Source organism: bacterium SCSIO 12741, from assembly GCA_024398055.1.
Classification (GTDB): domain Bacteria; phylum Bacteroidota; class Bacteroidia; order Flavobacteriales_G; family Salibacteraceae; genus SCSIO-12741.
This window is the reverse complement of record CP073749.1, coordinates 1,756,655-1,775,362: the sequence shown is the minus strand read 5'-3', so window position 1 is coordinate 1,775,362 and position 18,708 is coordinate 1,756,655. Positions and strand designations below refer to the sequence as shown.

The 18,708-nt window shown below is 45.0% G+C and carries 11 protein-coding genes; 1 reads left to right on the top strand and 10 read right to left on the bottom strand.

The annotated features are described in order from the left end of the window. Positions 1–6: 6 nt before the first annotated feature. The 4 genes from KFE98_07485 to KFE98_07470 form a co-directional block, all read right to left on the bottom strand. Positions 7–534: a hypothetical protein gene (locus KFE98_07485; GenBank protein ID UTW63973.1), complete on the bottom strand. Its 528-nt coding sequence runs from the start codon at positions 532–534 to the stop codon at positions 7–9. A 42-nt stretch (positions 535–576) separates the two neighbouring features. Next, positions 577–1,014, bottom strand: coding sequence for a MarR family transcriptional regulator (locus KFE98_07480; protein UTW63972.1), 438 nt, complete (start codon positions 1,012–1,014; stop codon positions 577–579). 230 nt (positions 1,015–1,244) lie between these two features. Next, the gene (locus KFE98_07475; GenBank protein ID UTW63971.1) at positions 1,245–4,196 is read right to left on the bottom strand and encodes a PKD domain-containing protein; all 2,952 of its coding nucleotides are present in this window, start codon (positions 4,194–4,196) and stop codon (positions 1,245–1,247) included. Beyond that, the gene (locus tag KFE98_07470; protein ID UTW63970.1) at positions 4,139–5,551 is read right to left on the bottom strand and encodes a hypothetical protein; all 1,413 of its coding nucleotides are present in this window, start codon (positions 5,549–5,551) and stop codon (positions 4,139–4,141) included. Before KFE98_07470 ends, KFE98_07475 begins: the two co-directional genes overlap by 58 nt. Positions 5,552–5,961: 410 nt before the next feature. Here KFE98_07470 and KFE98_07465 point away from each other — a divergent pair, with 410 nt between their 5' ends. Continuing rightward, positions 5,962–8,307 carry a transglycosylase domain-containing protein gene (locus tag KFE98_07465; protein ID UTW63969.1) on the top strand — a complete coding sequence of 782 codons (2,346 nt, stop codon included), beginning with the start codon at positions 5,962–5,964 and terminating at the stop codon, positions 8,305–8,307. Here the strand turns inward: KFE98_07465 and KFE98_07460 are convergent, their stop codons facing one another. The 6 genes from KFE98_07460 to KFE98_07435 form a co-directional block, all read right to left on the bottom strand. Next, a complete protein-coding gene (locus tag KFE98_07460) occupies positions 8,308–8,793 on the bottom strand; it encodes a hypothetical protein (GenBank protein ID UTW63968.1) in 486 nt (161 codons plus the stop codon). A gap of 159 nt (positions 8,794–8,952) precedes the next feature. Next, a complete protein-coding gene (locus tag KFE98_07455) occupies positions 8,953–11,976 on the bottom strand; it encodes a WG repeat-containing protein (protein ID UTW63967.1) in 3,024 nt (1,007 codons plus the stop codon). Positions 11,977–12,112: 136 nt separating this feature from the next. After that, entirely contained in the window at positions 12,113–13,729 is a 1,617-nt protein-coding gene (locus tag KFE98_07450; GenBank protein UTW63966.1) for an ATP-binding cassette domain-containing protein, read from the bottom strand. Positions 13,730–13,932: 203 nt separating this feature from the next. Further along, entirely contained in the window at positions 13,933–15,324 is a 1,392-nt protein-coding gene (locus tag KFE98_07445; protein UTW63965.1) for a T9SS type A sorting domain-containing protein, read from the bottom strand. A 56-nt stretch (positions 15,325–15,380) separates the two neighbouring features. Next, positions 15,381–17,936, bottom strand: coding sequence for an SBBP repeat-containing protein (locus tag KFE98_07440; GenBank protein UTW63964.1), 2,556 nt, complete (start codon positions 17,934–17,936; stop codon positions 15,381–15,383). Between the two features lie 109 nt (positions 17,937–18,045). After that, positions 18,046–18,690: a hypothetical protein gene (locus KFE98_07435; GenBank protein UTW63963.1), complete on the bottom strand. Its 645-nt coding sequence runs from the start codon at positions 18,688–18,690 to the stop codon at positions 18,046–18,048. Between the last annotated feature and the right edge of the window lie 18 nt (positions 18,691–18,708).

The window sequence follows — 18,708 nt, the reverse complement described above, 5'->3', positions numbered from 1 at the left end:
CCTCCATTAATCTTCTTTCTTAAGTGTGATTTTAACTTCGGTTCTAACCGCCGAATGATGGTCGAAATCGTCTTCTCGGCTGTAGGCCAAGGCCACGTAAATGGGGCCTGAAGATTGAAGGTCACAATGCCATTTGTCCTGGGCTTGAAGGGGTAAGCAAAAAGTCATTTCGGAAACGCCATTTTTTTCCACGCATATTGCCTCGGCGATGCTGGTTGCACTTCCCAATTTGGATACTGGAGGGTGCTGTTGCGGACCGATCACAAACTGCTCTTCTACCTGAGATACCCCATCTCGATTGGCCCCCATGATCAAGGCACTCCCCACTATTCCAGATTGCCGATTGAAGCCAACCGCCAGCCAACCCGAAGTGGGTGCCCTCAATTTTACCCGGAGCGAATCGTTCTCTACTTTCCAGCGAAAAACCATGCCGCTGGAGATGACCTGTTGGTACTCTTTATGAAGATCCTGCTCATGCATTTGCCAACCGAAGATGACGGAACAAAACAGAACCAAAATGCCTGTTGCTTTCATCGTTTTTATTTAATTGATATATCAATGATTTGGGTAAATTTTTTATTCCATGTTTTTATCGATAGCCCGCATCACCCGCATGGCAGCCTCCAAATCGGACGATGAAACGCCCTTTACCCCAATTTCCCGAATTTGCTTAACTACTTCATAGGCTTGTTTTGCCACCTTTTCTCCTTCTCGGGTAAGGGCCAGGTCGAATCGACGCCGATCGCCCGGATTTCGAAGGCGCTGCACCCAATTTCGCTTCTCCAGAATATCCAGGATACGGGTCAGCGAAGCCGCATCCTTATCAATCGCCTGAGCCAATTCAATCTGACTAATTTGATCGCTCTCGTTTATCTTTCGCAAAGCTACCCATTGATCAATGGTCATGGTAATGCCATGCTCTTCGAAGAACCTCAATGAGAAACGCTTGGAACGTCTCAGCGCTTTATCCATTAAAAAATAGATGACTCCTTCTAACTCGGGCTCTTTATTCATTGATATGTCAATAATTAATGTACAAATATAATGGAATTCTATTATGATTTTTCAATAACTGTTAGATTTTCAGGATATTTCGTTGGTTGTCGGCGACAAAATGTGACATGTAAGGGTAAGAATTTGGTTGGTGATGATAAGGGTTGAGAAGAGAATCTTTTGTCATGCCACCTAACTCAGAGTGCCGTTTGAAAGCAGCACCCTGAGCGGTGGATAGACATTCTTATTTTTTATTGGATTTCCAATCTAACCTGCTGTCCATTGCCTTCAGCATCTACTACTCGAAGTACATACCATCCAGGAACAGTCCAGGTTTTCTGAATTACTTCTCCCGAAATTACGGATACACTTTCCTGCCATTCCACTTGACCTAAAGCGTTGTACAAGGACAACTCGTAGTCACCAGATAGGTCGAATGACAAGTTGAAGTTGCCGTGAGACGGATTAGGGAATACCCGGAACAGTCCAGCTACGGAGCCTTCTTCAAGACCCAATTCCTGCTCCACATCCACTTTTTGAGAAAGCGTGTCATCACAATTTTCCAGGTTTTCTACGGTAAGCTTAACGTTGAACGATCCAGCTGTGGCGTACTCATGCGTTGGAGTCATTCGAGTAGAGGTATCTCCATCTCCAAACTCCCAGTAATACGATTTAAGCGTTACGTCATGTGGTGCGAAATCGTACTTGTTTCGACTCTTTTGAACGAAGCTGAATCCAGCATCAGGAGAAGGTTGAACCGTCACGGTAACCGTAGTTGAATCCATACACCCTTTTTCTGAGGAGGAAACCAATTTAACGGTATAAACGCCTGACGATGAATAGCTGTGTTTCACATCCTCTTGTGTGGAAGTGGACCCATCTCCCAAGTACCAAGTACGGCTCAAGGTGCCTTCTGACAAAAGACTGATATCTTCAAATTCAAATTCGTTTCCGGCTAAACACATGGCTTTCATCGGTACGTTGACCCAGCTTACAGGGCTTGCAAATGGCTTGGTGGTGATGATATCGGAAGTATCGATACATCCATTTCCGTTGGCCACTACCCGGTATTCATTGGTAAGGAAGAAATTCAAGTTGCTTTCCAACCAGAAAGAATCGGTGGCTGAAGTCTGAACGATTCCGTTGCGGAACCAGGTGTAGGTCGTTGGAATTCCAGTGTTACCCGGAACGGTCAACAACATATGGCCTCCGTCACACAAGCTGCTCTGAGTCGAATCGATCATCAAGTCAGCTGTAGGTGCTCTTACGATTTCGATGGAATCCACTACCGTAACCACACCGTTGATGGTGGCTGTGATGTACTTGGTTCCATATCTACCGTAGGACACTTCAATCGGATCGATGCCCATACCGGTTTGAGGCTGAGCATCAGCACCAAAGTTCCAGGTTACGCCGTCCGTTTTTCCATCCGGGTCCAAAGAGATCCATACTGGCGTTTTTGGACAAACCAATGTGTCACTCATAACCACTGTTCCACTTGGCTCATTAAAGAAAATGCCATAGTCTTCAGACTCTCCCTGGGTAAGGGCCTGGCAAGGTTGAGAAATAGCTGCAGGATCTGAAATTACCCGCATTCTCAAAGCTTTGTTTGTCATAGGACTCGATGGAGTGGTAAAGCTTCCAGAACGCATTCCTACACCCTGAGTCAGGGACAAAATGTTTTCACCAGCATCCGTAAAATCTCCATCACCGTTGTAGTCGATGTATACTTCTACGAATTCAGCCTGAGAACTGGTTGTCACACTCAAAGTATACTGAGTGGATGGCTCGAGGTGAGCTACCTTATTACAGCTGTAGTCGTGATTTGAATTGGTGCCATCGAAGGTCGCGGTCATATTCATCATACCTGCTAACGACACATTGCTGATGCCTCGCTGAGTAGCTGAGGTTGCTTGTGTGGTTGTTACACAGTTTGCCAGGTATCCTGAATCTACATGAACTGCATTTTGGTAAGTAATGGTGTCCTCTCCGTAGTAGTTAGACACAATCAAGGTAACGCTGTAGAATCCAGGCTGAGTAAAGTTTACTTCAATGTTTTCAGAAGCTGCCGTGGTTCCGGAAACAAAATTCACAGAAGCGGGGCTAAAGCTCCAATTCCAGGAAGTTGCATTTTCGGAAGAATCCGCAAAAAACTTCAATGGGTTTTGCATACAGTGGTATCCCGTATCACCATAGAGTTTCACTTCTGGAGCACGAGATCCAATATCAAATAGAGGTGCACTCCACATTCCGCGTCCGTAGGTTCCAGCTCTCAATCGGCTGTTGGCCGGAGCAATGGTATCGTAGAATATCTCCAATTCGGTCACGGAAACATCTCCCGGAAGACCATCGGAATATCCTGTCCATTGAGTCATAGATGAGTCGATGTAATAAACTCCAGGGGTTCCACCTACAAATAGGCCTCCCTGGCTAAAACGATCGTAAACAATGGTTCGAAGCGCTACTCCTGGCAAGTTGCCCGAAATATTGGTCCAACTTTGACCTTTGTTGGTCGATACATATACACGAGTAGATTTGGTCATGTAAATAACGTCTGGATCCCATGGGTGAGCTTCCAAATCGGATGGAGCACCTGAAGAAGGCATTCCGGAAGTCAAGTCCGTCCAAGTTGGACTGGAGGCCCGAGCATTATCTGTGCGGAACAAACGGCCATCACCACGAGCGGCATAAACCACGTTGGGATCTGCTTCACTCTGCTCCAATACACTAAAGGTACTGTTGCTGGAGCCGATGTTTCCTCCAATATCTCTCCAAGAAATGGAGTTACGACTGGAAGCCTTTAAGTTCGTTGTTCTCCAAACGCTTCCCATACCTACAAACATGATGTTGGGATTGTCCTCATCAATCATAAAAGGAGTAACCCAGGCACCTTGATCGGAAATACCATTGGTAATGGATCCAAAGGTTCTTCCCCCATTGGTCGAACGACGAATAGCTCCGTAGTACAATTCACCATACATGTAGTTGGCGTCAGTTGGATCTACCGCACACTCCATTCCATCACCACCAATTTCGGTAGCCCAGTCTCCAGGTCCCCGATACACGGTAGAACCGTTGTCCTGATAACCACACATAGCACGGTTCTCACGGAAAGTCGCCTGTCCAATTTTATAGATTTCGGAAATCACCAAACCACTACTGATGTTGGTGTAATTGTTTCCGCCATTTTCGGTGTAGTACACTCCCCATCGTTTCCAACGAGTAAGCGATCCCCATTCGGATTAAATTCCAAAAAGTGCTGATCTGCATGAACAGCTGGTGCTCCACCGCTTCCTGTCCAGTGGGCGTTTATTTGCCAGTTTCTTCCCTGGTTAGTGGATTTAAAGATGTTTACCCCACCCACGTAAATGGTATTGGCATTTTTAGGGTCAGCAGCAATATCCAAATCGTACCAGGCCTGACCTCCTGTACCACTTCCGGTAGTACTGTAGTCCATAATGTTGGGAGAGGTAGAATGGTTTACAAAGGTTTGTCCGGCATCTTGAGAGAAGTAAAGTCCTTTGAAGCTACGCTGATTCGTTAGAATGAAATACACGTAATTGCTATCAGCAGGAGTTACGGCAATGGCTCCTCGAACACCTCCAGGCAGTCCACTGGTAACGGATTGCCAGGAATCACCACCATCGGTAGAGCGGAAAAACACTCCAGAACTGGTGGCGTACTGAACCTGAAAGTTTCCAGGCTGGCTTACAATGTCTTTGAAGTGACCGCCGCTTGAACGACGAGACCAATTGGCGCCACCATTTGTGGTTTTATAAATTCCACCACTGGTAGCCGCAACGATCGTATCCGGGTGATTAGGATCCATAATCATCATACCCACAACCTTATTACCCATTCCGGTATTGGAAAGCGTCCAGTGCAATCCGCCGTCGGTACTCTTCATCACTCCGCGAGGAGAACGAGCTCCGGCATCTCTATCTCCAGTTCCGGCATAAACCGTGTTGGGAGATTTGGTATCAAAAACAATAGAAGACACCTGCATGATGAAATTGGTATCGGTGTTACTGGCCCAGGTTTTCCCTAAGTCGTATGAACGCCAGATACCACCGTTAGGGGATCCAATGAACAAAGTGGAATCATGTTGAGGGTGCACTGCGATGCAATTTACCCGTCCCATTCCATTTGGCTGACCCGAGCTGGCCACTGGCAAAACCAATGGGCCTAACGCTTCCCAGGTAGAAGGACCTGAAACCGCAGCAAATTTGCTTACCGAAGGCTGACCATATTTTTTTCTAAACGCACGTACTTCGCGTGCTGTTTGATCTGCGGAGATATAGGACCCATCGGGATTGATTTCATATTGCATAAACCATTCCCAGCGCTTAAACGGCTTAAAACCATCAGCCTTATCCCGGCTGCGGCCATCCCAATACTGGTAAAATGCTCGCTGCGTCTGGTAGAAATTACCATTAGCATCTTGCATCATATCCACCCAGTAAGGTGTAGTTGCTGTATCGTTTTGCGCTGATTGTCCCCAGGCGATTCCCCATGCTAAAAGGCATAGAGTCGCCAATTTAATCCCCCTATATGTCATACTTAAAAATTAGTGGTCAAATATATATTCCGAAGAGCAAACTACCTTGGAATGAGTCATAACCACGTACTTAACAACTTGGCAAGCGAAGGGTTTGGTCTGCTGGGTGACTTATTTCTCAGAAGCGAGAGGCGAGAAGCGAGATTTGTTTCAGGGACGGGAGTAGAGAGACGAGATGCGAGGGTTTTGAATTTTCAACTCAGAGCGAAGCGATCACCGCGGATAATCTTGAATCATCAACCTTCAAAATTCGGAATTCAGAATTTATCGCGCATCTCGCTTCTCGTTCCTCGCATCTCACATTTCGCCTCTGTTTTAACTTTTTTTCGGTATTGACATCGCATATTTCATAACCCTCTTAGTTAGTTTCGTGTCAGGCAGGCATAATAGTTACTTTTACCCCGTCATTTATGCCTATGAAAAAGGAGAAGAAAAAGTCGTTTAAAAAACAACTGATTACCCTCTGGGTCCTATTGATCAGCCCGATCATTTTTTTTGCTGTATTTCTCTACCTCATCTCTTTAGGTGTATTTGGCGAGCTCCCCACTTTTGATCAATTGGAGAATCCCAAATCAAACCAAGCTACAGAAGTGTACACTGCCGATGGTCGACTTTTGGGAAAATACTTTGTGGAAAATCGTTCACAGGTAAGCTACAAAGACATTTCACCTTATGTAATTGATGCCTTGGTGGCTACGGAGGATGAGCGCTATTACGACCACTCGGGAATCGACGTTCGTGGTTTGACCCGAGCTGTCGCCTACATGGGGTCTAAGGGTGGTGCAAGTACGGTTACCCAGCAGTTGGCCAAAATGCTGTTTCACAAACGGGAAAAGGGCAACATCTTTAAAGTTGTGATTCAGAAACTGAAGGAATGGATTATTGCCATTCGCCTGGAGCGCCACTATACCAAAGACGAAATTCTGGCCATGTACCTCAACCGCTTTGACTTTATCAATAATGCGGTAGGTATTAAATCGGCAGCACAGGTCTATTTCAATACTTCTTGTGATTCACTGAACATCCAGGAATCAGCTATGCTGGTGGGTATGGCGAAGAACCCTTCGCTATTCAACCCCAGAAGACGATTGGAGATGACCACCCAGCGCAGAAATGTGGTGCTCAAGCAAATGGTGCGAAACGAAAAATTGACCGAGCAGGAATACGATTCGTTGAAACAATTACCCATCATTCTGGATTATCGCCGGGTGGACCACAAAGAAGGAATGGCTCCTTATTTCCGCGAAACGCTTAGAGCCTATCTTGGGAAAATATTCCGAGAAAAAGACGCTGACGGCAACTACAAAATAGCCAAACCGAATGGTGATCCGTACAACATATACCGAGATGGACTTAAGGTATTTACCACCCTCGATTCACGATTACAGCGCTATGGAGAATATGCCGTTACCCAACACCTTGGCACGGAACTTCAAAAGGATTTTACCAGCAATGTAAAAAGAAGCCCCAATGCTCCCTTCGCTCGGGATGTGGACAAGGCTCGAATAGATCGCATAATTAACCGTGCGGTAAAACGATCGGACCTGTACCGAGAGCTAAAGGCAGAAGGTCTTTCCCAAGACTCAATCAACAAAGTATTCAATACAAAAGTGCCCATGAAGGTCTTTTCCTGGGGCGGTGAAATTGATACTGTGATGAGTCCAAGGGAGCATATTCGCTACAACAAATTCTTCCTTAAAGCCGGTATGATGTCCGTGGATCCGCATACGGGCTACATTAAGGCTTGGGTTGGCGGAATTAACTACAAGCACTTTGCCTACGATCACGTTCAGCAGGGAAAAAGACAGATTGGCTCTACGATCAAGCCCTTTGTTTACGCCCTGGCCATCATCGACAAAGGACTTTCCCCTTGCTACGAAGTACCCAATGTACCCTACACTTTTGAGAAGGGTGAATACGAACTGTTGAAGGATTGGACGCCTCACAACCCGGGTAGAGAATACGGCTACGACGTTACTTTAAAATACGGACTGGCCAATTCCATGAACACCATTACTGCCTGGGTTATGAAGCAGGTAAGCCCACAAGCGGTGGTCGATTTTGTAAAAAAAGCGGGTATTGAAAGTGAAATGGAGCCTGTGCCATCCTTGTGCCTGGGAGTTCCAACGGTATCGCTTTATGAAATGGTTGGCGCCTACTCTTCCCTGGCCAATAAAGGTCAGTGGCAGGAGCCCATTTTTGTGACCCGAATTGTGGACAAAGACGGCAACGAGATTTATAACAACCTGGTTAATCGCAAATCAAACACCGTGATGAGCGAACGCAATGCCTATGTAATGCTTGAGTTGATGAAGGGTGTGTCCCAATACAACTACTGTGCAGACCTGGGTAAGAAGAAAGGTGGAACCGCCATTCGATTGCGTTTTGACAAGTCCATTCGCCCTTACGGAGGTATTCCATTTGATGTGCCCATTGCTGGAAAAACGGGAACCACTCAGGACCACTCGGATGGATGGTTCATCGGAATTACACCGGATTTGGTAACTGGAGTTTGGGTAGGGGCTGACGATCGGGATATCCACTTCTCTAACTTGAGCAAGGGGTCTGGAACCAATATGGCGCTTCCGATCTGGGGCTACTACATGAACAAAACTTACGAGGACGAAAGTTTGAAAATTAGCCAAGGCGATTTCGAAAAGCCTGAGGAGCCGATTAATCTGGACTTGAATTGTGATGGTGGAGGAGATGGTAATAGCACTCCGGACTTCTCTGATGAACCGGATTGGTCCCGCTAATTAGCGAACAGCTTTACCAAACCCAAAGTATTCTTCGTTCTGATCGTTTCTTATTTTGTATTCGAAACGGAGCGTGTCTTTCTTAAGCTCGCCTGATCCCAAAAGGTATTCAAATCGACCCCAGGATCTGTCGCCACCCGCAACCTGGCCTCTAACGGAGAACGTGGTGTCATTCACATCCGCCCGGCAAACGGCCTCTCTGGGCACCAATCCACTAAGGCCCCAAAAGACCATACGCTTGGTGTTGTCACCATCTTTTACAATCCTCATCTGGTAGGAAAAGATGGAGGTGTCCGAGCTTTGGATGCCGACCACAGTATCAGATACATAGTAACTACCTTCAAATTGATCCACATCAAACCGGCAGCTTCCATCATCATAAAGCGCCTGGATATCGTAATTGTTAGCGTTGTGATCGGTACAGCCATATTCGTACTCAAAAACACAAGAACCATCGTCTCTAACGGCCCGACTTTCGTAGTTCATAGCTTCAGGATCAGTGCACCCGTATTGACACCTTCCTGCGAAAAAGACCAGAAAAACCAGTGATAGAACAGCGTATATCTTGAGCTTGAACATGATACGCCCAAAGTTAAATGACTTTTCGTGAACTGAGTGTTAAGCTTTTAGGCCTTGATTAAGTGGTCAATGATTTGAATGAAGACTTTTCGAGCGATCCAAAAATTGCCAGATAATGCTATCGTCCCGGATCCATTCCTGAAGGTCGGCAAAATCTACCTGAAGCCTTACCGAAAGTTGATTAGCCGACCAGCGATCACTATCATCGTAATGGAAATAAAGCCCCTTTTCGTTTACCGAAAAACTGTTCAAAATGAGGTCCATTTGTTCTTTGGGGAAGCAGACCATCTCTTGCCGGCCATTTCGCCGTGTATGGGCTTGCAAACGAGTAATCAGTTGCTGTTGCAGGTTGGTGTCCACTTTCAAAACATCATCCAGCTTAATGATTTGCATTCCTCCTTCCCAAATCCGCTGGGTTTCGTACAGCCTTCGCCCGTGCTTTTTTACATCGGTAAAGCTTACCAGAGATTCTTTCCCCTTTTGAAATCCACTTGAAATCATGGATCCCCGAAACAGGTAATTGGCAAAAAAATGAGACTTCGCGATATAGCTGATTTCGGGTAAGTTTTGAGGCCTTCTGTACTCTTCCATCACGATCTGCAGCCAAGCACTATTGTTGATCAAGGTATCTTCAGTCAGCCAACCACATCTCGGAACACCTTTGTAATCCAAAACCCGGTACAAAGAATCTCGTCCTAGCAGGTAATTCTTGATGTAAGTACGGTGCCCAAATTGAATAGGGATGAGCTCCTCTCCTGATGTAGTAATGCGTTTTTCCGGATAAGAATAGACCTCGATCGAATCCTGGTTTTCTAAGGCCAAAAAACTGCCTTGATCCCGGATGTTAGTATAGCTCACAGGAATTCGAAATACACCATCCTGATAATAGCCCCAACGGCCTGCTTTTTGAATGAGTAAACCCGTTCCGTAAACCTTGGCGTCCTGCACTCCTTGCATGATTCGGGTACCCTGATCATCATAGAGAATATTAGCCTGACCGAAGTATTTATTGCTGTAAAAATGGATCGCTTCGCTTCGATTTGCCGCTACGACTACCTTTTCCGTACTCAGGTCGAAAACCCCTGAATAACTGTCCTTGTATACTACTATTAAATTTCCACTCCTCCTTCCAAACAATTGAGGGACATCGGTACGAAGATTGAAATCAGCGTCATACAATTTTGGTCCCGTATCCCCCCAGGTTTGAATCAAGTATCCATGCTTCAAAGCCATCACCGATCGAACCTGATTTTTGAGAATAGTGAAACCGCTATCCACCAGCATTTTGGCAGCCACGTTGTACCCATAAAACCCTGCATTCTGAACCAATTCAATAGCATAAACCACGTCGAGATCACCCGGTATCCGGTGAATGGGAAAGGCAGGATTGACATAGTTTTTAGTCGGGATATCAAACAACTTTACCCGGCCCGAATCTTCCACCAATATGCGGTTTATCCCGGACTGAAAAACATGACGCCCAGGTCTTAGTTGCCTGATTTGAATTCTGGAGGTTAAGTAACTCAATTGATCCGCCTCAACCAACATGGCCCAACCCGTATCGACGTGTAAGTAGATCTCCTCACGATCTTCCCAATGGAGTTTGATTAAGCTGTCGTTTAAAAGAGTCATCCCGGCTTCCGGTTTATTCTTAAAAGGCCTTCCTTGTTGATCAATAAACACCTTCGGATACCTGCCCAAAGCATAAAGCCCTCCACCCTTCGACTTCAATTGCTCGATGTCCATAGCTCGATACATGGGTGGATTTGGAGTGGTGCCCGACCAAACTCCAAATAGAGTATCCCCAATGACCACTTTGATAGGTATATCAGGGAGTGGTGTAAAAAGCCAGGGGCTATGGTAGTACCCGGTATAAGTCACTTCGCTGACGCCGTAGTTAGCCGGCATTTTTCGATACGGGTAGCGGAAATGATAAAAGCTGTCGTAAGTGGGGTCTAACTGTACCTCACCATGCTTGCTGACAAATCCTAACTTCCCCGATTCCGGATCCTGAAAAACAAGAGAGCCGCTTAGTGGGTGGTCCAAGGAAGACAGGCAGCGGATTTCTTTGTATTTATAATCCGTAAACAGGTACTCCGGCTTGTACTTCTTTTTGCGCTTTATAAAGTCCATATAGGCCTCTGGTCGAGGAGCATTACCCAAAATAAATGGTCCCGCCTTGGTATTGCCCTGCTTATCCATTACCCAATGGCCTTCACCTTTTTTAGCCCAAATAACAGGCTCTCCAGATTCTTCGTAGAAAACCGAAAACGCTTCATACTCCGGTGGAAGAATGGGATTTCCATCAAAGTCAATCAAGGCTTTATTGGGCCGGGTATCGTAGCCTATTAGAAACGCTCGATGATGTGGATGTTCACTGCGCAAAAAGCTATGCCAAAGGCGCTCATCATAGAGCTCAGGATCCATGACCGATAGGTGGTGCTCAAACACGTCAATGATCTTCTGATCCGTCTGGTATAGCAACTGGAAAGTGGAATCAAAAACGTAGTTGTAGGCTTCCGTTTCTACCCACAGCCTACCCGATTTAAAATGCCGATTCCAAGCCTTGAGTGGCTTGTCAAAAACCAACACCTTTTTAGAACGAAGGTTGGCCAATTCCTTTAAATAGCGATCCGCCAAAGCCCCATCCGGATACTCCCATAATTGGCTGTAGTAAAAATCTCCTGCTCCTCCTTCCTGAAAACCGTAGTAAGGATAATTGTAAGAGTTCGCTTGTAAGTCATCAGATACAGGCAAAACGGGAACTTGAGCCGGAATATCCAACCGATTGCCGTCCATATCGAGGAGAAAAGCATCGGCAGAATCTATGACTAAGTAGAATTCCTCATGCTGAATGGTAACCTGCTTGAGGTTATAATAAATGGGCGCCAAAAGTTCTTTTCCCTGCTGCGTGGCTAACCCTATGAAAGGCTTTTCGCAGTGGTAACTGATGATGGCAAACTCGAGCGATTGCCCGACGAATGGAGTCCGTGTTAGTTCCTTAACCTTGAATTCTTGTTCCTGAGCCGACGCTTGGGGTGTCAGGGCGAGGACGAAGATGAGAACGAGGACGGTGGAGAGGTTTTTCAAACGGGTATAGGGCTTACCTCTTTAGAACTGTGGAAACCGGAAAATCGTGTGTGCTTTGATTGAATTTTAAATGATCAAGTTAAACTCTAAATTTTAAATTCCTTGAAAATTTAAAATTGACCCTGATCATTTAAAATTACAACGCTGCGCGTTGCTCCACAAACCGCTCATCCGCTACATACTCATCGTAAGTAAGTTCCTTATCGATGTGTCCGTTCGGGCCGAGCTCGATGATACGGGTTGCTACCGTTTGCGTGAAGGTGTGGTCATGTGAAGTAAACAGAACCGTTCCTTTGAAGTCTTTTAGGGCGTTGTTAAGTGCCTGAATAGATTCCAGGTCCAAGTGGTTGGTTGGCTCATCCAAAATCAAGACGTTTCCTTCCTGAAGCATCATTCGGGAGAGCATACAGCGTACTTTTTCTCCCCCAGACAAGACATTGGCACTCTTCAGTGATTCTTCTCCGCTGAAAAGCATCTTGCCGAGGAATCCACGGATGTAGACATCGTCTTTTTCTCCTGGTGAGAAAGGGCGCAGCCAATCGATCAAGCTATCCTTGGTTTCGAAATATTCGCTGTTGTCGTTTGGTAAGAAAGCCGTGGTAATCGTTTGTCCAAATTGGAAAGATCCGCTATCGGCTTGAGCTTCCTTCATCAAGATTTGGAACAAGGTAGTTACCGAAAGTCCGTTCTTGGCCAGGAAGGCAATTTTGTCGCCTTTGTTTACCTGGAAGGATAGATTTTGGAATAAAGTCTCGCCACTCATGCTCGAGCTTGCTCCCATTCCGTTCACCTCAAGAATTTGATTTCCGGCTTCACGTTGCTGGTTAAAGATCACCGCAGGGTATTTCCGGCTACTCGCCTGGATTTCGTCCACATTGATTTTATCCAACAATTTCTTCCGGCTGGTGGCCTGCTTACTCTTTGAAGCATTGGCACTGAATCGGGAAATAAATTCCTGGAGTTCTTTCTTCTTGGCTTCCGCCTTTTTGTTCGCTGCAGAACGTTGACGTAAGGCCAATTGGCTCGATTCGTACCAGAAGGTGTAGTTACCGGTATAGCTATTCAGTTTTTTGAAGTCGATGTCTACGATGTTGGTACATACCGTATCCAAAAAGTGACGGTCGTGAGATACAACGATTACCGTGTTCCGAAAGTCCAACAAGAAGTCTTCCAACCAGCTGATGGTTTTCAGGTCCAAGTCGTTGGTAGGCTCATCCAAGACCAGTACATCCGGATTTCCAAACAGAGCCTGGGCCAGCAAGATTCTTACCTTCTGGTTACCGCTCAAGTCCTTCAACAAAGTATAGTGATCCGATTCGGCAATGCCCAATCCAGACAACAGAGCAGCGGCATCACTTTCCGCGTTCCAGCCGTCCATTTCGGCAAATTCCGCTTCCAGTTCCGAAGCACGCATTCCGTCTTCTTCGCTAAAATCCGGCTTGGCGTAGATCGCATCTTTTTCCTGAATGATCTTCCACAATTCAGCGTGGCCCATCATTACCGTATTCAGCGCGGTCATTTCATCAAAGGCGTGGTGGTCCTGTTTCAAAACCGCCATACGTTTTCCAGGCTCCAGCTTAACTCCACCAGTATTCGGAGAAATCTCACCCGTCAGGATCTTCAAAAAGGTAGATTTTCCAGCACCATTCGCACCAATAACGCCGTAGCAGCTATCGCCGTGAAACTTGATGTTTACTTCGTCAAAAAGGACGCGTTTTCCGAATTGAAGGGATACGTTTTGAGCTTCTAACATGACCGCCAGTATTTAACTTGTTTACGAGTTGCCTTTATTTGGCGGCGCGAAGGTATTGGAATTTTTGGGGGTGATTGATATGGATGGAGTTATCTTGTTAAAATAAGGGGTTGTTTAACATAAGAAGAATTATAGGACCCTACGATTTCGAGTTGTCACTTTAAAAACAGAAAGTAACCTCCCGAGGAGGAATACAAATAATCTCACCTCACTACTCCAAACCGAGCATACTTCCCATTGATATTGAGAAAGTAAATTCCCGGAGGCAATTCTGCTGTGTTCAGAATTGCTTCTGTGTTCCTGGATTGGTGAAGAACGGAACGGTCGTATTGTTTTCCGTTCATGTCTGTTACTTGCCAACTCAATCTTTCAGTGCCTTCTTGAGACAGAATGATTCTAAGCTCCTGATTCGCCGGATTGGGGTAAATTCTGAATTCATTGGTAGTGACAATACCCTCGTTATCGTAAATGGACAAAGGATACTCCTTACTACAACTAACCGGGTCCAAAGATCCATTCCATTTGGCGAAATAGTTCATGGTATCACCATTCAGGTATTCGGCCGTCTCAATGTAAAATGTATCCCTGAAATAGGTAAAGTGATCAACCGGGATTTGTGACCCAAAACTATTAGTGGTATCAAATGTGCACCAACGCAGTCCATCCCAAGTAACAATATTGTCCACCGGAATATCTCCGGCCTGGTCAAACATTCCTGTAATCAATAGCTTGTCATTGACAATTTCCATTTTGGACACAAAACCGCCACCACTGCTATGTCTAAGGCCATCACCTACCCGATTCCAATTCGTACCATTCCAACGCGCTACAAAATTCCCCGGAGAGTTAGGCTCAAGGAAGAACCCACCAATATAGAGTTCATCTTTATAGACAATCATATCAGTGATCAGTCCTTCATCAAACATGGTATAGGTTGTTCCTACTGGTTGCCATGTGCTACCATCCCAGCGCGCCACATCGTGGATTGATTTGTCTTCGGTTCTAAAGGTGCCTCCTATGTATAGCTCATCCCGATAAAAGGCTAAGGTTTCAATCCAGGACTGTTTGGTCCAGAAGGAAGTATCGCTGTCTACGGAAGTCCATTTGTTCCCATCCCAGGCAGCCACCTTATTAGCCAAAACATTTCCTGCATAGCGAAAACTGCCTGCTACGTGAAGTCTGTTGTTGTGAACAACCATTTCTCTAATATCTCCAGAGCCAGTATCATCATAACGCACTCCTCCTCCTACACTTGACCATTGATTTCCGTTCCAGCTGGCAAGGCCCAAGGCATTTATAGTGTCCTCGAGTGTCTCATTAAAAGCCTTTACAAACAATGCACCTTTATAAAATTGCATAACCTGAGCAAACGAACAAAAATTAAAGCCACAGGTGGAGCTTGCTTTGTTTAGAGGCTTTAGCTGATTCCCATCGTACGAAGCTATTCCTCTTAACAATATAGAATCAGCTGAGTACTTAGGTTGACCACCTGCATAAAGCAAGTCGTTAAATGTATCTGTGTATAGGACCGGTGGACGATCAAATCCTACTCCTACGGGTGCCCATTTCTGAGCATTCAATGAAAGGAAATTCAAGCACGCAAAAAATATGAGCAGGTATGTTTTATGCTTATTCAATTTTGATATCCTTATTAATCTCTGAAGATCACAATTTTTTGGGATTCCGCTCCAACATGGACAAAGTAGATTCCGGAATCCCAGATTCGCGTATCAATTCTATAACTCGAATTCAAATCACTCTCACCAACGTGAATTATCGCACCCAAACTATTATACACACGAATCTTTCGAACTCCTTCCATTGACCCTAATGCCTCGATGATTATCGATGTGCTCGCCGGATTAGGGTAGACCCTAAATGGCATCTTTGTTTTATCGTAATTCAAAGCGGAGAGGGTTTGATAATTAACATTAAATGCTGTTAGGTAGGTTCCGTTTGGAGTATTATCGAAAAAACCTCCAGGGTACTCGACTAAAGGGAAGGCCCCTGGTGCATTAGGAGGTCCATAAAACCCAACACAATAAAGTCGCTCGTTAGATGATGTGGCCATGCTATAACCATAACTTAGGACGTTATTTGTTGATGGCGACACAGTGGGGTCGGCATTGGCCAAATAGGTAGCCCATTTGTGTTTAAAATCAGGGTCAAATACGGTAAGGAATGAATTCTCGTCATCGTCATTACCATTCGATTGGGCATTTTCCTGGTAGGCCAGGGCCAAGGGTTTTAAAGGGAGGTTATCACTGGTGGTCGAACCAAAAACATAAAGGTTATCATTAATATCCACTTCTACATCCCAGCCGTTTTCATCTGCCCGACCACCGTAATAGGTGGAATGAAGCAATACTCCATCTTTGTCAAACTTGCTAATAAATGCATCTCCGATAATCAAAGATTGTGTTCCTGTACCATTGTAGGAATTGTCAAAATAAGCCCCATTACCCGCATCAAGAGTAGTAAATCCAGTGTTGTCTACCATCCCGGTAAGGAATATATTGTCAGAAGCATCAATAGCCAAATTGTAGCCAATATCCAATCCAGTCCCACCTAAATAACTACTCATAAAAATGCTATGATTGGGATTAAAAATGGTTAGAAAAGCGTCATAACTTCCTCCTGCATAGGTCGGGTGATGCGCCCCTCCTCCAGGATCCACCAATGGAAACGTACCGGCATTGGGAACTGAACCGCAAACAATAACTCTACCTTGTGAATCAACCTGAATATCACGGAAACGAAAAGTGGGCACAGCTACATTGCCGAATCGGGTTCCCCATAGCATAGCCCCAGTGCTATTGAATTTGTAAATCACGCCATCACCTGAAGTACTGTTATAAGCACCGGATAAGGTTTGGATAGGCATATTCGAATTGCCTTTTCCAATGACATAGAGGTTCCCATTATCATCTGTGGTAAGATCCGCAAATTGGTCAAAACCACCATTTCCTCCCAGGTAAGTGGACCATATTAACTGACCTCGAAACAACGTACCGTTGTTCTGCCCATAGTAGATTTTACCGATCATCCAGTCTGTAACAGCATCCGGATTAATGTTATCTTGATAAGACCCAGAAGGACCTTTAACAATCAATCCCGAACCCTCTGAAGTGCCACCTATATAGACGTGATCGTTATGGTCTACGGCAATTTTAATGTAGGTATCGTTCTTCGAACTACCCCAATAGCACAAAAACATTTTTTTGTGGTCGTCATCAAAACCTACTACTGCAGCATCATATGAGGTTTTATATCCATGGTGAAAGGATGCACCTGGAAATACTTTATCCTCAATTTCGCTGGCAACAAAAACATTGTCATCCACATCGGTCTTAATGTCCAGGTCATATCCAGAAAAACTGGGTAAGTGAGTACTCCACATCATATTCTGAATGGGTGGATTAGATTGTGCCCACTGTGGAACGGGCATGGCGTTCATCAAAACCAACACTTTGTCGGTATCATAAGTTCCACAAGTGATAGATACCCGACCATTGCCTTGATTATTGTAGGTCGGTTTCCAATTCAACAGATTGGTATTTCCATTGTCATCGATTTCATAGGCGATCATTTCTTCAAAAACAAAGGCATGCCGTTGGATGTACATCGCTATACTCCCATTAGTAGAATCATTGATGGAATCCTGTCCAGTAAAATGCATCAGAATATCTTCAGGATCACCTCCGGGATGGATAACGGTATAGGTTTTAGGGCCAATTCGATTACTGTAATAGTGAAAATCTATGGAGGGATAGACCTCTTCATACACAATTCGCTCAAACCCATGTTGGTCCTCTACTCCGTTACCACAATGGGGTAAATAATAGTTTCTCGGAATTTCGTCGTCACCCAAAGCGGTTGGAACAATAGTGGGATAACCGGCTTCGTCTTCAAATTGCATTCGGATCCGGAATAAGGAATCAAGTCCAGATGTGTCTTTTGATACGGATACAAAGTAGAAGTCATTTTCACCCAAATAGATTCTGGGTAAACGTTCGTCGTTGTAATACTTGATGTGGTTAATCAGTTGGTTGTTGATATCATGCAATTGCCCTCCATTTTCGACATAGACAAAACTGGGGTGCTTTTCCTCATCGTAAACGTCATTAGGGAGATACGGAGATTGGCTAAAGCCTGGGAGAGAACAACAAATAAAAAGTACCGGAAGGATTAGTTTGAAGGTTTTCATAGCTTAAAGGATTGTTGATAATCCAAATTTAGCACTTTAAAATTTATCCGTTTGAATGAGAGCGCATTCCGGATAATTTCAAAATAGAAACTCCGAAACAAAAACGGACTCACCTCCCAAACTGAACCCCAAAATGATATCCAAAATACAACCCATGATCGGGCATTTTGAATCCGGTATCGAAGGCGTCGCTGTATTCAATCAGGAAGTATTGGGCATAACTTAGGTCCAACTGAAACACCAGTGATTTTCCGAAGTAAAAAGTAGGCCTCAATCCGCATTGTACACCGATGCTTTCGGAATGATAGCTATAGGTGGTATTACGGTCAGACTTATACTGATTTTTGACGCCAAAACCGTAACTCCCGGATCGGACTTTGTAGCCGACATAAGGTTGAAGGCCAAATGATTCTTGATGAATCATGCTATAACCATAATCAACATCAATGAAACTGGTGTGTTTTTGGTAGACCTGGTTAACCTTATATTCCTGGTGCCTCCAATTGAAATCTGGTCTGTACCTATAATCGGTAAATGCAACTCGAAGGTGGTGCTTCTTACTGGGCCAGGTATAGGTGTAAGCCAACGTGGAGACAATCCCATATAGGGACTGTGAAAGTTGAACTCCTTGATCATCATAGTCATTCACCCCAACGCGGCCTAATGTGAATTGATGGTGTTGATTTTGAGCCTCGCCTGAAAGGGTGGCAAGAAGAAGTAAACCAAGGAGAAGCTTGAATTTAAGGCAAAGCATGATGGTTCAAAAATTGAA